The organism is Nocardia sp. CA-151230 (assembly GCF_050942175.1).
In the GTDB taxonomy this organism is placed as follows: domain Bacteria; phylum Actinomycetota; class Actinomycetes; order Mycobacteriales; family Mycobacteriaceae; genus Nocardia.
The window spans coordinates 7,176,729-7,191,190 of record NZ_CP192061.1 but is presented as its reverse complement, the minus strand read 5'-3'; the positions used below and the strand labels follow the sequence as shown (position 1 = coordinate 7,191,190).

The following is a 14,462-nucleotide window of genomic DNA, read 5'->3' as shown; positions in this document are numbered from 1 at the left end:
CACCCGCCGCCGCCCGAGCATTCGGACGGCGGCGGGTCTCGTCTCCGGCCCTCCCGGCCACGCGCGAATTGTGTGGCGGTGGTGGGTCCCGATCGAAGTCCTTCACGAATTTCGGTGATACACAGACGGGTCCGGGCCCGAAGGCCCGGGCGGTCGAGTTCTAGTGAGTTCGGGTGGGGTCGGGGGCGGCCTTGATGGGGGTGTCATTGGTCCAGCCCCAGCGGGTTTCGAGGTGGACGGTGGTGAGGGCCGGGGGTGCGTCGATGTAGGGGGTGAGTTTCTGGAGTTCGCCCCAGTCTCGGGTCCAGTCATGGTTGAGGTAGGCGGGGACGGGCTGGGACCGGAGGAGGAGGGAGGACCAGCCGAGGGGGCCGCCGCCGGTGGCGCCCTGCCAGGTTTCGGAGACCTGGGCGTTCAGCTTGTCGGGGAGGATGCGCCAGGACGGGAGCTGGGCGATGCCGTCGCGGTGGTCGAGTGGGTGCTGGCACGGGAAGGCCAGGCCGACATGGAAATCGGTCAGGACCGGGGCGTCGTGGCCGACCACGGTGTCGAGGGTGGCCAGGTGGGGCAGGCGGGGTGGGGTGAGGGCGAGCCATTGCTTGCCGGTCGGGTCGTCGGTGGTGGCAACCAGGCGAATCGCGGTGGTGCGGGCAGGGATTCGATCAAGGGGGATCGGCAGGTTGCGCCAGCCGGGGGCGCCGCCGACCGCCGGGGGCGCCAGGGCGCCGAGGGGTTCGATGGTGCCGTCGTCGGCTCGGTGTGCGAACTCGAGGTGCAGTTGAGCGCCGTCGATCCGGTGGCCCTGTTCCTCGCCGGCGATGCGGCCGGCCACGGTCAGCACCAGGATGTGGTAGCTGAAATCACGCTGTACCGCAGCAAGATCCATGCGGTACCACTGGGTGGTGAGATGGGCGGGCTGTGGTTGTCCGGTGGTGTAGCTACCCAGGATGGGCGTGAGCTTGGGGTCGAGGCCGTAGGGCAGGGCGATGGTGCTGCCGTTGATGCCGGGGTCGGTCTCGGGTTTGTCCGCGGGACCTCCGCCGGGCGGGGGAGTGCCCTGTTGCCGGCTGCCACCGCCGGGACCGCCGCTGCCACCGCCGGGGCCACCGCCCTCGGGCGCGAGGTCTCCGACCCCATTGGCGGTGAATCCGCCGTTGTCCGCGGCGAGTCCGTCGGCCGCGGTTCCGGTGTAGGGCGTGAGCAGGGATTCCTCGGGCTCGGTCTCCACGAGCACGTCATCGGCCATGGAGCAGGGTTTGCCTTGCAGGGCACGCAGATTCGACGATGCGACCGAGTACGCGGGGTACTGCGTCCACGCCGCCGAGGCCATGGTCGCCACCTCGAACAGCACCACCAGAGCGGCAGCGACCGTGAGCGGCCGGATGGCGACCCGCTCGAAAACCCGTGTTGCCACGCCGTTTCCGGCCGGTCGATGGGGTTCGCGGTAGTACTGCCAGGCCGCGACCAGCAGGCACAGCACGCCCAGCCCGAGGATCAGCGAGGCGACGCTGGTACCGCCGACCACGGGTGCGCGATCCGGCCAGCGCACGCCGTAGCCGGACACGTACCACCAGCCGTTGGAGCCGGTGAAGCAGAACGCCACCAGAATCAGCACCGCCGCCGCGAACAGCGAGCGCAGGTAAGGCAGCCGGATTCCCTTGCCGCCCATCGCGACCGCCGTCACCGCGGCCAGCGCACCCGCCAGCCCGGAATACACGCCGAAGTGATGGGTCCACTTGGTCGGTGTGAAGGCCATGAGCAGCGGTGACATGACGGCGATGCCGAGCACCCGCGCCACCGGCCCGCGGGCGGTCTCCGGAATCCGGCCGCCCTTGCGCAGCGCCACCGCGACGCAGACGGCCAGGCACAGCAGCATGGCGAGCACGCCGAAGCGCCGCGACAGGGAGCCGTCCGGGGTCAGGGAGAGCAGCGAGATCCAGCGGGTGGGTTCGTCCGGCCAGGACAGATCGGGGCCCACCAGCTTTCGCACCCGGGTGGCCTCGGCGACCGATGCCAGGGTCTGATCCGCGAAGACCACCGTCAGGACCAGGGTGCCCGCCGTCAGTACCGGAGCGATACGCGCGAGCAGGCCCAGCAGCCCGCCGGCTTCGGCGCGCACCTGGGTCAGGAGAATCCGCAGCACCCGTCGCGAACCCGCGAAAAGTGCTGCCAGGCAGATCAATCCGGACGGTCCCGCCGCCAGCGAGAACGCGGCGATCAGCACCGCGACCGCGGCGGGCAGCAAACGCCCGGTGGCGATCGCGCGTTCGATGGAGCACCAGGTCAGCAACGCGCCCAGCGCGATCAGCGGTTCCGGCCGCAGACCGTTGTCGAACGGCAGCCACAGCGCCAGGAACACCAGCGCGGCCGCCCAGCGCGGACCCGATGCGCTGCGCACCCGGGAACCCAGGCGCGGCAGCACCTCCCGGCTGATCACCCACCAGCACAGCACCGCGGCCAGCAGCGCCGGCAACCGCATCCAGACACCGGCATCGGTGACCCGGGTCATCTGCGCCAGCAGTTCGTACGGCCACCCGAAGGGCGCTTCCGCCACCCCGTACCACCGGTAGTAGTTGGCGGTATATCCCGCGTACTCGGATACCCGCGCCATGGTGAGGATGTAGCCGTCGTCGGAGGTATTGGCCCCGATCACATGCCAGACACTCAGCGTCGCAAGCACGACCGCATCGGTGAGCGTGAACCGCCACCAGCGCGCCGGCAGGAACCGCCGCCTCCGCCGCCCGTCCGCCGCATCCAGGAAGTACAGGCAGACCAGCGCGACGAGGGTGCACAGCACCGCACCCGCCATGGCCGCCAGCTTCAGAGCGCTCGGGCTCGACGAGAACCGCGAATCCACCTCGGCGTGCAGCTTGGCATCACTCAGCCGGGTCCGATCCAGATCGGTGTACACCCCGACGATCTGGGGCCGCACATCCCGCGTGACCGTGGTCCGGAACGGCGAGCCGTCCGATTTGGTCAACCCGGTCAACTCGGCGGTGGTGATGTCCGCATTCGAATGTACAACCAGCGCACCGCAACCGGCGTGCGGCACGAGATTCGGATTCGACCCGCTGCCGGCCCCGGGCCCGGCAGCCGTACCGGGATCGGTGCTACCGGCGGGCGGCAGTGGCGCATCCGCCGGCAGGCCGGCTCCCGGCGGCGGTGTCGTTCCGGCAGGCGGATTCGCCCCCGGCGGCGGTGTGGCACCGGGCGGCGGGGTTGCTCCTCGCGCCGGATTCGAACCCGCTATCGGTGCGGCTCCCGCCGGTGGCGTGGCCCCTGGCGGCGGTGTCGCTCCCGCAGGCGGATTCGCGCCCGAGGGTGGTGTCGCTTCCGGGGCCGGATTCGCGCCCGAAGGTTGTGCGGCACCGGGTGCAGGGTTCGCGCCGGACGGTTGTGCCGCTCCGGGTGCGGGTTTCGCGCCGGGCGGCGGTGTGGCGCCAGGCGTGGGGTTCACGCCGGCGGGCGGTGTGGCACCGGGGGTCGGGATCGGCGTGGTACCTGATTGCGGGGTGACACCGGAGGGGGAGGTGATGGCAGGGTCGGAAGCTGTTCCGACGCCGGTCATTTCGAAGATCGAGGCGGTGAGCAGCGGGAGATTGCGCAGCGTCACCGAGAGGGTGCGGCCGGTGCCCGGTCGGTCCTCGACGCGGGCGATCAGACCTTCGGCGGCGGCGCCGGGGGCCTGTGCGGGCACCGTGGACAGCGCTGTCCCGCCGGGCATGTCCCGCAGCACCGCGCACGGCACGCTCATATCCATCGACAGCGGCACATAATCCACCAGTGGCGCGGTCATCTGAACCGCCTGTGCCTGTGGCCAATCGAGGCCTGTCCGATCCTGCCGGACCGGCAGCAGCGGTGTGAGCACCGCCAGCAGAACACCGAGCACCCCCGCCACGAGGGCGATCAGTCGAATTGGAATAACTCCCCCGGAAACTGAACGCACGAACGCCGATGCTAGCCATAGCCTCCGCGAAACTCATCGCGGAATATTCGAACCGGCACGTTTGCCTCCCCCGATCGACCCGCATCTTCGCAGTTCGAGCGGTGATCCTCGAGGATTGGCCTATCGTTTGTCGGGGCATTCGTTGGTGGACAGAGGACGCGGTAACCGGACTCAGGAGTCGTGATGGCGGAGGCGCTCGACAGCGGCGGCGCGGTGCGGACCCTGGTGCCCGCCCGGATCGATCGATTGCCGTGGTCGAGATTCCACACCCGGCTGGTGGCCGCGCTGGGAGTGGCATGGATTCTGGACGGCCTCGAGATCACGGTGGCCAGCGCGGTCGCCGACACCCTCACCAAACCCGAGACCCTGCACCTGTCCTCGACCGCGGTCGGCCTGATCGCGACGGTGTATCTGGCAGGTGAGGTGGTCGGCGCGCTGGTGTTCGGCAACCTCTCCGATCGCCTGGGCCGGCGCAAGCTGTTCCTGATCACCCTGGGCATCTATCTGCTCGGAAGCGGGCTCACCGCAGCGACTCTCGGCAATGGCGCGGGCTGGGTGGCCTACCTGTACGTCACGCGTTTCATTGCGGGCACCGGCATCGGCGGCGAGTACGCGGCCATCAACTCCGCCATCGACGAGCTGATTCCGGCTCGCTATCGCGGCCGCGTCGACATCGCGGTGAACGGAACCTATTGGGCCGGAGCAATTATCGGCACCCTGGGAACCTATATTCTGCTCAATCACTGGAGCCTGTCGCTGGGCTGGCGGCTGGGCTTCCTCATCGGCCCGGTGCTGGGCCTGGTGATCCTGTTCGTGCGCCGCCATCTCCCGGAGAGCCCGCGCTGGCAGATCATGCACGGCCACGCCCGCGACGCCGAGCAGTCGATCGAGGAGATCGAGCGCGAGGTGGCGGCGACGGGGGTGTCGCTGCCGCGGGTCGACGAATCCCGGGCCATGGCGGTGAAACCCGCGGATCGCATCGGCTATCTGGCGCTGACCAGGGTGCTGTTCCGTGAGTATCCGCAGCGCGCGATCCTGGGCGCGAGTCTCATGATCAGCCAATCGTTCCTGTACAACGCGATCTTCTTCACCTACACGCTGGTGCTCGGCAAGTTCTACGGGGTGCCCTCCGGTTCCACGCCCATCTATCTGATCGCCTTCGCGGTCGGAAACCTGGCCGGGCCGCTCACCATCGGGCATTTCTTCGACACCATCGGCCGCCGTCGCATGATCGCCGGCACCTACATCCTCTCCGGTGTGCTGCTGGCGATCTCGGCGGTGCTGTTCTACGCAGGGGTCCTGAATGCGATCACCCAGACGGCGTGCTGGTGCGTCATCTTCTACTTCGCCTCGGCGGGCGCGAGTTCGGCGTATCTCACCGTGAGCGAGATCTTCCCGCTCGAGGTCCGGGCCAAGGCGATCGCCGTATTCTTCGCCATCGCACAGTGTTTCGCCGCGCTCGGACCCGTCATCTACGGTGCGCTGATCGGCGACGGCTCACATCCGCTCCGCCTGTTCCTCGGCTATCTGCTCGGCGCGGCGGTCATGATCGCGGGCGGCGTGGTGGCCCAGCTCCTCGCGGTGGATGCCGAGGGCCGGTCCCTCGAGGACATCGCCCTGCCACTGGCGGACACCCGGCGTGAGGGCACGGCCCGGGCGGAGGGCGGGGGCTCGCCGTTCTCGACCTGAGCCCGGAAGGCCCGCACCGGATCTCAGTTGGCGAGCGACTTCATCCAGTCGAGGACCACCGCGCGGTAGTCACCCGTATTCGGCGCGAGATTGATGGCATGGCCGCTGTCGGGCAGCACGAAGGTGCGCAGCTTCGCCGCGGGGGAGAAGTACGGGCGCTCGGCCGCATCCAGGGTGGCCGTGTCGGTGCAGGTGCCGAAACCCGGGCCGCAGGTCATGCGATCCCGGCTCCCGTTCACGATGAGCACCGGCGCCGTGATGAAGCTGGACATGCCGGGCAGGGTGGAGAGCAGGCCGTCGGGGTACTCGGTGAGGGAGAAGGTCTCCTTGTTGGCCTCGTCGAGCGCGACGACCCAGGGGTCCGGGTTCATGCCGTAGAAATCGGCGGCGCGGGTGCCGGGACGGGTGACCAGATAGCCGGGATCGTAACCGCGCCCGGCGAATTCGGGATCATCGATCGCCCGGTAGTAGGTGCTGATGACGCCGAGCACGTCCGGCACGCTGAGCGTGTGCGAGTAGCCGGTCAGCAGGACGCCGTCGACATCGTGGTAGCTGGTGGCCTCGATGACCGAGGTGCCGGAGGTCAGCGAGTGACCGGCGGTGACCACCGTGGTGAAGGGGGCGTTGCCCGCGAGGCCGCCGCGCAGCGCCTGCACCATGGTGTGCAGGGCTTCCGCGGTCTCGGAGGCCGTCAGACTGAGACTGGGCGGCCGGCTGCTCGCGCCATTGCCGAGCCGGTCCGCCACCAGCGTCGCGTAGCCGGCCGCGTTCATGGCGCGCCGGAAGTTGTAGGTGTCGGGCTGGTACGGGAAATCCCAGTACAGGTGGTTGTAGTTGGATCCCGACATCAGGATCATCACCGTGTCCGTGGGCCCGTCCGGCAGGCACAGGGTGCCCGCGATGGTGCCCTGCGGGACCGGGAACGTCACGTTCTGGCAGTGATCGGCAGGGGCCGCGGGATCGGCCTGAGCCAGTACCGGAGTGAGGGAGAGCAGGGTGGTGGCCGCGCAGACGGCCAGCGCCCGCAACGAGGTGCGCACGTCAGGAAATCCCTTGGCTGAAATCGACTTTCGCCGCGTCGTCGGCGACCGCGCCCGCCACCACCTCGAGCGTGCGAGCGTCGATGGGCGTGCAGCCCAGCCGCGCCAGCGTCGTGTGGCGGTGCTCGCTGTCGGCGTCCCGCATGGCGTGTTCGAGGTCTTTTTCGGTGTCGTACAGCGTGATCGAGAACATGGTCCCGTCCTGTTCGTCCAGGAAGAAGAAGATCTGGCGTGCACCCGGATCCGACATGGCGTACGGGACGACCTCATCCTGATGATGGGGAGATTGACGGCCATCGACTCCGGATCGACGGGGCATGAGGCCTTCATCAAACGGGCATAGAGCTCCTTCATCACCGAATCACTTCCCAGGAGCGGTTCCGAGTTCGGCCATTCTCTGGCGAATGACGATACCCCACACAATGATCCGCGAACGGTGCATTCGGGAACGCGGTCGAAGATCTACGATGCACGGTATGGGCGCGCGAAATGTGCACTTCGTGGGGAGCTTTCCGGCCGAGAGCACCGGCGATGCGATGCGGGCGATGCTCGACGGTGCGGGCACCCGGTTGCGGACGCTGCCGACCGGGGAGACCAGACGCTACGAGTGGTACATCCAGCCGATCATCGACGATCTGGTCGCTCAGGGTGCGCTGGAAGTGAAACGCAGCGGTTCATGGTCGTCGAGCCGGAAGCGGACCATCCACCGCGCCGCCCGGGACGCCGGGCTGACCGGAGACATGATGGAGCTCGGCTACCGCGGCGAGGCCGAGGAAGCGCTGCCGACCTTCGAAACCCTACGCGCGGAACGGGATCTACCCGAGCTGTCGCTGCAGATCGGCATGCCGACCGATTTCACGATGGCCTTCATCGCAATGGGGGTGGGCGGGGTGCGGCGGTATCGGAAAGCGTTTCGCGACGCCATGATTCGCGATATCGAGGCCATTCGCGTGCGGGCCGGCGATCAGGTGGTGCTGCAGTTCGAGGCCACCGCCGAAATGGTGCTGATGGCCAAAACCCGGCCACTGCACCGGCGTATCGATGTGGCCCTGGGCCTGGGCCGCGGCATCGCCGAGCTCGCGGCGGCCACCCCGGAGGGTACCCGCATCGGTGTGCACCTGTGCCTGGGGAGCATGCGCAACAAGGCCCGGGCGACACTGCGCGATGCCCGGCCGCTGGTCGAACTGGCTAATTCTGTTGCCCGGCATTGGCCCTCGGGCCGTGCCCTGGAGTTCATCCACGGCCCCCTCGCGGCCGGTGACATCCCGCCCTCCACCCGCCCGGAGTTCTATGCCCCGCTCGCGGGACTGGACCTGCCGCCGGCTACCCGCTTCTATGCGGGTTTCGTGCACGAAATCCCCACCGAGGCCCAGCAGATCCAGACGCTGCGCACCATCGAGTCGGTGCTGCGGCGTCCGCTCGATGGCGTCGCCAGCGCGTGCGGCCTCGGTCGGCGTCCTCGCTCGACCGCCGATGCGCTGGTCGCGCGGGCGGATGCGCTGGCCGCTGTGGGTTGATCGGCGCCGCAGCGGGTTCGGCCCCGGAGGTCAGTTCTTGCGGCCGATGCCGCAGAGAGCCACCAGGCGGGTGGGCTGTAGGTTGCCTTCGAGCCATTCATTGGCGGGCACGAGGCCCGGCGGCAGCATCTCCAAGCCCTCGAAGAAGCGCTCGATCCGCTCCGGCGGCCGGAAGTCGACCTGGGAGGGGCTGCCGACCGTGTCGCTGGTGGAGGCGTTCTGGAAGAACGGGTGGGTATTGGTGGAGGCGTGCTGGATGACCAGCAGGCTGCCCGGCGCCATGGCGTCACGCAGGCGTGCCACGGCCTCGTAGGGCTTCTCGTCGTCCATGACGAAGTGCAGGACGCCGACGATCACAACGGCAACCGGCAGGGCGAAGTCGATTCCGCCCTCGGTGCGCGCTAATTCGAGAATTTTGTCCGGTTCGCGAATGTCCGCGAGGATGGGCGTGACGCCCGGTGCGCCGGTGAGCAGCGCATTGCTGTGGGCGTACACCACGGGGTCGTAATCGATGGAGGCGACGATGGCGGACGGGTCGACCTCCTGTGCCACCTCGTGCACATTCGGGCTGATCGGAATGCCCGCGCCGATGTCCACGAACTGACGGATGCCGTCTTCTGCCGCGCGTCGCACCGCCTGCAGCAGGAATTTCCTACTGTGCCAGGCGGTCTCCCGGGTGTCCGGGGCGACCTCGAGCATCTTGTCGCCGAGCGCGCGGTCGGCATCGTAATTGTCCTTGCCACCGAGCATGTAGTTGTACACGCGAGCAGCGTTCGGCCGGAATGGATCCACGCCCACCGGTGCTCGATTGAGCTCAGACACCGCACCTCCCTCGACATCTCCGCCGATCGTAACAATCTGCGGCGCACGCCAGAGAGAAACGCTGAGCTTGTCGCCAACCGGCCAGGTTTCGGAAAAAGCTCGCGAAACCGGGCCGCGGGTGCTCGATCTGCGCGGCCGGAAGCGCTGGAATGGTGCCCATGACTCGAATCGGAGCCGAACGGGTGCCGGTGGGAGCGGGACCCCTGACGCGGGCGGCCGTGGTGGCGGTGGCCCGGCACGGCGCGCGAGTGGAATTGGATACGGACGCGCTGACGGAGCTGGCGCGGGTGCGGCAGCACATCGACGCGCTGGCACACAGCGATCGGCCGGTCTACGGGGTGTCCACCGGATTCGGAGCGCTGGCGCTGCGGCACATACCGCCGGATCGGCGAACCGACCTGCAGCGCTCGCTGATTCGCTCGCACGCCGCCGGGGCCGGTGCGCCGGTGGAGGCGGAGGTGGTGCGGGCCATGATGCTGCTGCGCTTGCGCACCCTGCTGTCCGGGCACACCGGGGTGCGGCCCGAAACCGCGCGGGCGCTCGCCGGACTGCTCGACAGCGGACTGATTCCGGTTGTGCCGGAATACGGTTCGCTGGGCTGCTCGGGTGACCTGGCCCCGCTGGCGGCAGTGGCGCTGGCGCTCATGGGGGAGGGATCGGTGCTGGGGCCCGGCGGTCCGCGCCCGATCGGGCCCGCGCTGGCCGAGTACGGGCTGACGCCGATAACCCTGGCGGAGAAGGAGGGCCTGGCTCTCACCAACGGCACCGACGGCATGCTGGGCATGCTGGTGCTGGCCATCGAGGACCTGCGGCGGCTGTTCGACCTGGCCGATCTGACCGCGGCCATGAGCGTGGAGGCGCAGCTGGGCACCGATCGGGTGTTCGCCGCGGACCTGCAGGAGCTGCGCCCGCATCCCGGACAGGCGGTGTCGGCGGCGCGCATGCTGGCGGCGCTGGCCGGGTCCGAGATCGTGGCCAGTCACCGGGGCGAGGACTGCCCGCGGGTACAGGACGCGTATTCGCTGCGGTGCGCGCCGCAGGTGCACGGTGCGGCGCGGGACACGCTGGACTACGCCGAGACCGTCGCCGCACGTGAATTGCGGTCCGCCATCGACAATCCCGTGGTGCTCGCCGACGGCCGGGTGGAGTCCAACGGGAACTTCCACGGCGCTCCCGTCGGCTACGTACTGGATTTCCTGGCCATCGCGGTCGCCGACGTGGCCGGCATGGCCGAACGCCGCACCGACCGCATGCTGGACATGCACCGATCACACGGGCTGCCCGCGTTCCTGGCCGCCGATCCGGGCGTGGACTCCGGCTACATGATCGCCCAGTACACCCAGGCCGGGGTGGTGACCGAGCTGAAGCGGTACGCGGTACCGGCCTCGGTGGATTCCATACCCTCCAGCGCCATGCAGGAGGACCACGCGTCCATGGGCTGGACGGCGGCCCGCAAGCTGCGACGCGCGGTGGACGGGCTGACGACCGTGCTCACCATCGAATTGCTGACCGCCGCAAGGGCATTGGATCTCCGCGCACCCCTGCGGCCCGCGCCGGTCACCGGGTCGCTGCGGGATCTGGTGCGGGCCCGGGTGCCGGGACCCGGGCCGGACCGCCACCTCGCACCGGATATCGCCGCCGTGGCCGACCTGGTGCGGTCGGGTGCGGCGGATCACCTTCTCGACAAGGGGGTTTCGTCATGACCCGAATCGTCCGGGCTGCCCGCGGCGCCACGCTCACCGCTCGCACCTGGCAGACCGAAGCGGCGTGGCGCATGCTGCACAACAATCTGGATCCCGAGGTGGCCGAGCGGCCACAGGATCTCGTCGTCTACGGCGGGACCGGCCGGGCGGCCCGGGACTGGCCCAGCTTCGACGCCATCGCGCGCACCCTGCTCGACCTGCGTGAGGACGAGACCCTGCTGGTCCAGTCCGGCCGGCCGGTCGGCGTGCTGCGCACCCACGAGTGGGCGCCGCGCGTGCTCATCGCCAACTCGAATCTTGTTCCGGACTGGGCGAACTGGCCGGAGTTCCGCCGCCTGGAGGCGGCCGGGCTGACCATGTACGGGCAGATGACCGCCGGGTCCTGGATCTATATCGGCACCCAGGGGATCCTGCAGGGCACCTATGAGACCTTCGCGGCGGTGGCCGCCAAGCGATTCGGCGGCACCCTGGCCGGAACCCTCACGCTCACCGCGGGTCTGGGCGGCATGGGCGGGGCGCAACCACTGGCCGTCACCATGAACGGCGGTGTGGCGCTGTGCGTCGAATGCAATCCGCGGCATGCCGGCCGCCGGGTCGAGACCCGCTACCTGGACGAGATCGCCGACGACATCGACGACGCCCTGGCCCGGGTGCTCGCCGCCAAGGCCGAACGGCGGGCACTGTCGGTGGGGCTCATCGGCAATGCCGCCGAGGTGCTGCCGGAACTGCTGCGTCGCGAGGTCGAGGTGGACATCGTCACCGATCAGACCTCGGCCCACGACCCGCTGACCTACCTGCCGATCGGTGTCGCTCTGGAGGACTGGGACGACTATGCGCGCCGCAAGCCCGACGAATTCACCAGGCGCGCAAGGGATTCCATGGCCATCCATGTCGGCGCCATGGTCGGCTTCCTGGACCGCGGCGCGGAGGTCTTCGACTACGGCAATTCCATTCGCGGCGAGGCGAAGCTGGCCGGATACGAACGCGCCTTCGACTTCCCGGGCTTCGTGCCCGCCTACATCCGGCCCCTCTTCTGCGCGGGCAAGGGCCCGTTCCGCTGGGTCGCCCTGTCCGGAGACCCGGCCGATATCGCCACCACCGACCGCGCCATCCTCGACCTGTTCCCCGAGAACGAGTCCCTTGCCCGGTGGATCCGCCTGGCGCGGGATCGGGTCGCGTTCCAGGGCCTGCCTGCCCGCATCTGCTGGCTCGGCTACGGCGAACGCCGGTCCGCCGGACTCCGATTCAACGAGCTGGTCGCCGGCGGTCAGGTCGCGGCCCCCATCGTGATCGGCCGCGATCACCTCGACTGCGGTTCGGTCGCCTCGCCGTACCGCGAAACCGAATCCATGGCCGACGGCTCCGACGCCATCGCGGACTGGCCACTGCTCAACGCCCTCGTCAACACCGCGTCCGGCGCGAGCTGGGTCTCCATCCACCATGGCGGCGGCGTGGGCATCGGCCGCTCCATCCACGCCGGTCAGGTCACGGTCGCCGACGGCACCTCGCTGGCCGCGCAGAAGATCGACCGGGTCCTCACCAACGACCCGGCCACGGGCGTGCTACGTCACGTGGACGCCGGATATCCGGAAGCGGAATCGGTCGCCCGCGCGAAGAACATTCGAATTCCGCTGTGGGAGCGCTGATCCGGCGTCTCAATCCAGGTCGATGCGGACGGTCAGGAGGTCGGTGCCCATCACTCGGACGGCTGCGCTGTTGGCCTTCGGGAGGGTGCGCAGGCGGGCGATGGGGTCGTCGTCGGGTAGCAGGTGGGCGGTGCCGGTGTACCAGCGGCCGTGGAGGCGGAGGCGGACGCGGGGGTCGGCTTCGATATTGCGGATGTACTGGGAGCGGGTGCCGAACTCGGAGACCAGCCAGAAGGACGCGCCGGAGCGGCGGCCGCCGATGGGGGTGAGGCGGGGGCGGCCGCTGACCCGGCCGGTGGTCTCCAGCAGGGTTTGGATGGGTAGGCGGCCCAGGATCGGGTTGCCCACCCTCCGCTGAAATGTCGTGACCATGGCATGTTGCAGATCGCGTCGGCTCGGCATGGGCCGACGCTAGCACCGGTCGCGGCTCACCGGGCCAGTTGCAACGCCAGCGTGGCGGCGGCGGGGGCCAGGTAGAGCAGGGGGAAGGGGGTGGTCTTGTAGGAGTGGGCGCGGATGGTGGTGGCCGCGGCCCCGGTGAAGTAGAGGATCAGGCCGATGGCGGCCGCGATGCCGAGGGGCGGGACGAAGAACCCGGCCACCAGGCCCAGCGCACCGGCCGACTTGGCCAGGGCCAGCCAGTTCCACCAGGTGCGGGGGACGCCGTAGTCGATCAGCGGGTCCACGACAAACTGCTGCTCGGTGATCAGGGAGTAGCCGGAGAAGCCGATCCAGAGGGCCGAGACGACACCGACGATGTGGTACGCGAGGTTCATGGGAGCCACGTCCTTTCAGGTTTGCTGTGCTCTTACCCGAATGACGAAGCGGGAGCCCGAGGAGTGACATCGGGGTCAGGGGAGGTGGGATTGCAGGAAGGTGAGGGCGTCGGGCAGGGAGGCGAGGAACGCGCCGCTGTGGTCCTTGTCGGGGTAGGCCGTGACGGAGACGTGCACCCAGGGGTTGTGGGCCTGGAGGGCGGCAGCGTAGGCGGGGGTGTCGGCCGGGGGGACGTCGATATCGGCGGTGCCGTAGCCGATCATGAGGTCGGCGGGGACCAGGTCCTCCTGATAGGAGACCAGTGATCTGATGTCGGCCTCGAAGGTCGGGGTGGGGTTGTCCGGATCGGCGACGAGCGCCTCGGGGCGGCGGCCCCCGGCGGCGGCCACCAGGTCCGAAAGGCATGCGGTGGCAGCCTTTTCCACGTACTGCCTGCCGAACTCGGACAGGTACGGGGTGACGGTGCCGGGCGTGAGCTCCTCCAGAGCGGCGAGATAGTAGCCCGCGTAGCCGACCTGGTTCTCGGAGCCGGTCGAGCCGCGGCGGAACATCTCACGCAGGCTCTTGGCCGGATTCGTGCGCAGCCCGGTGGCGATCACGCCGGTGAGTCCGCTGACGGCGGACGGGTTCCGGGCGTACAGGGCGGCCGCACTCATGACGGCGTGCGCGCCCTCGGACTGGCCGATGAGTACCCAGTGCGCCGACAGCGGAACGGGCAGACCGCGGACCGCCGTGATCGAGTCGAGAATGGAGCGGCCCTCGACCGCGGTGTTGTAGTAGCTGAAATTGCCGCCGGTGCCCAGACCCTGATAGTCGGGCGCCAGCACGGCGTAGCCCTGGTCCAGAATCTGGTTGAAATAGCTGCGATTTCGATCCGACTGCGGCCGATGCGAGGGCGCGCAGTCATTGCCGATCCCGGTCGTGCCGTGCGCCCACACCACCAGCGGCCAGCCGCCCTGCGGCGGTAGCCCGGACGGCAGATACAGCGCCGCGCCGGCCCGGGCCGGATTCTCCCGCTGATCGACGGTGGTGTAGGTGAAGCCGAGCGACTCCGCGGCCCTGTCGAAAGACCATGCGCCATTGAGCAATTCGATCCCGCTCAGCCGCCCGAGATCATTGCTGTCGGCCGCGGCCGGCACCGCCGTCACGGTCAGCGCGGCACAGGCGCTCACCGCGCCCGCTGCCAGTGCGGCCTGCCGGACCGCGGCTGCGAACCTGCGACGAATCGGCATGGCCATCACTCCCTTTCGGCGGGCAACGCCCCCGACCATACCGCCCGCCACGCACCCCGGACGGGCGCTCGAGCTCTATTGGCGCGCCGC

11 protein-coding genes are annotated in these 14,462 nt (G+C 69.3%); 4 read left to right on the top strand and 7 right to left on the bottom strand.

Annotated elements, in window-relative coordinates; translation table 11 throughout:
- Positions 1-160: 160 nt before the first annotated feature.
- A complete protein-coding gene (locus tag ACQP1O_RS33850; protein ID WP_433562425.1) occupies positions 161-3,946 on the bottom strand; it encodes an arabinosyltransferase domain-containing protein in 3,786 nt (1,261 codons plus the stop codon).
- A gap of 183 nt (positions 3,947-4,129) precedes the next feature.
- Here ACQP1O_RS33850 and ACQP1O_RS33845 point away from each other — a divergent pair, with 183 nt between their 5' ends.
- Positions 4,130-5,635 carry an MFS transporter gene (locus ACQP1O_RS33845; RefSeq protein ID WP_433562424.1) on the top strand — a complete coding sequence of 502 codons (1,506 nt, stop codon included), beginning with the start codon at positions 4,130-4,132 and terminating at the stop codon, positions 5,633-5,635.
- A 23-nt stretch (positions 5,636-5,658) separates the two neighbouring features.
- Here the strand turns inward: ACQP1O_RS33845 and ACQP1O_RS33840 are convergent, their stop codons facing one another.
- A complete protein-coding gene (locus ACQP1O_RS33840) occupies positions 5,659-6,675 on the bottom strand; it encodes an alpha/beta hydrolase (RefSeq protein ID WP_433562423.1) in 1,017 nt (338 codons plus the stop codon).
- A gap of 1 nt (position 6,676) precedes the next feature.
- On the bottom strand, positions 6,677-6,994 hold the full coding sequence (locus ACQP1O_RS33835) for a hypothetical protein (protein ID WP_433562422.1): 318 nt from the start codon (positions 6,992-6,994) through the stop codon (positions 6,677-6,679).
- A 157-nt stretch (positions 6,995-7,151) separates the two neighbouring features.
- Between ACQP1O_RS33835 and ACQP1O_RS33830 the strand changes: the two genes are divergently transcribed.
- Positions 7,152-8,192, top strand: a complete 1,041-nt coding sequence (locus ACQP1O_RS33830; RefSeq protein ID WP_433562421.1) for a hypothetical protein — start codon at positions 7,152-7,154, stop codon at positions 8,190-8,192.
- Positions 8,193-8,222: 30 nt separating this feature from the next.
- Here the strand turns inward: ACQP1O_RS33830 and ACQP1O_RS33825 are convergent, their stop codons facing one another.
- The gene (locus ACQP1O_RS33825) at positions 8,223-9,014 is read right to left on the bottom strand and encodes an SAM-dependent methyltransferase (RefSeq protein WP_433562420.1); all 792 of its coding nucleotides are present in this window, start codon (positions 9,012-9,014) and stop codon (positions 8,223-8,225) included.
- Between the two features lie 158 nt (positions 9,015-9,172).
- Here ACQP1O_RS33825 and hutH point away from each other — a divergent pair, with 158 nt between their 5' ends.
- Complete coding sequence (hutH, locus tag ACQP1O_RS33820; protein ID WP_433562419.1) at positions 9,173-10,717, top strand: histidine ammonia-lyase; 1,545 nt, start codon at positions 9,173-9,175, stop codon at positions 10,715-10,717.
- Entirely contained in the window at positions 10,714-12,363 is a 1,650-nt protein-coding gene (gene hutU / locus ACQP1O_RS33815; RefSeq protein WP_433562418.1) for a urocanate hydratase, read from the top strand. The genes hutH and hutU overlap by 4 nt, the downstream gene beginning before the upstream one ends.
- Before the next feature lie 9 nt (positions 12,364-12,372).
- On the opposite strand, the gene ACQP1O_RS33810 is transcribed toward hutU, so the two are convergent.
- The 3 genes from ACQP1O_RS33810 to ACQP1O_RS33800 all read right to left on the bottom strand — a co-directional run bounded on the left by ACQP1O_RS33810 (position 12,373) and on the right by ACQP1O_RS33800 (position 14,372).
- Positions 12,373-12,765, bottom strand: a complete 393-nt coding sequence (locus ACQP1O_RS33810; RefSeq protein ID WP_433562417.1) for a nitroreductase/quinone reductase family protein — start codon at positions 12,763-12,765, stop codon at positions 12,373-12,375.
- A gap of 26 nt (positions 12,766-12,791) precedes the next feature.
- On the bottom strand, positions 12,792-13,139 hold the full coding sequence (locus tag ACQP1O_RS33805; RefSeq protein WP_433562416.1) for a DoxX family protein: 348 nt from the start codon (positions 13,137-13,139) through the stop codon (positions 12,792-12,794).
- A 75-nt stretch (positions 13,140-13,214) separates the two neighbouring features.
- Positions 13,215-14,372, bottom strand: a complete 1,158-nt coding sequence (locus tag ACQP1O_RS33800) for an alpha/beta hydrolase family protein (protein WP_433562415.1) — start codon at positions 14,370-14,372, stop codon at positions 13,215-13,217.
- Between the last annotated feature and the right edge of the window lie 90 nt (positions 14,373-14,462).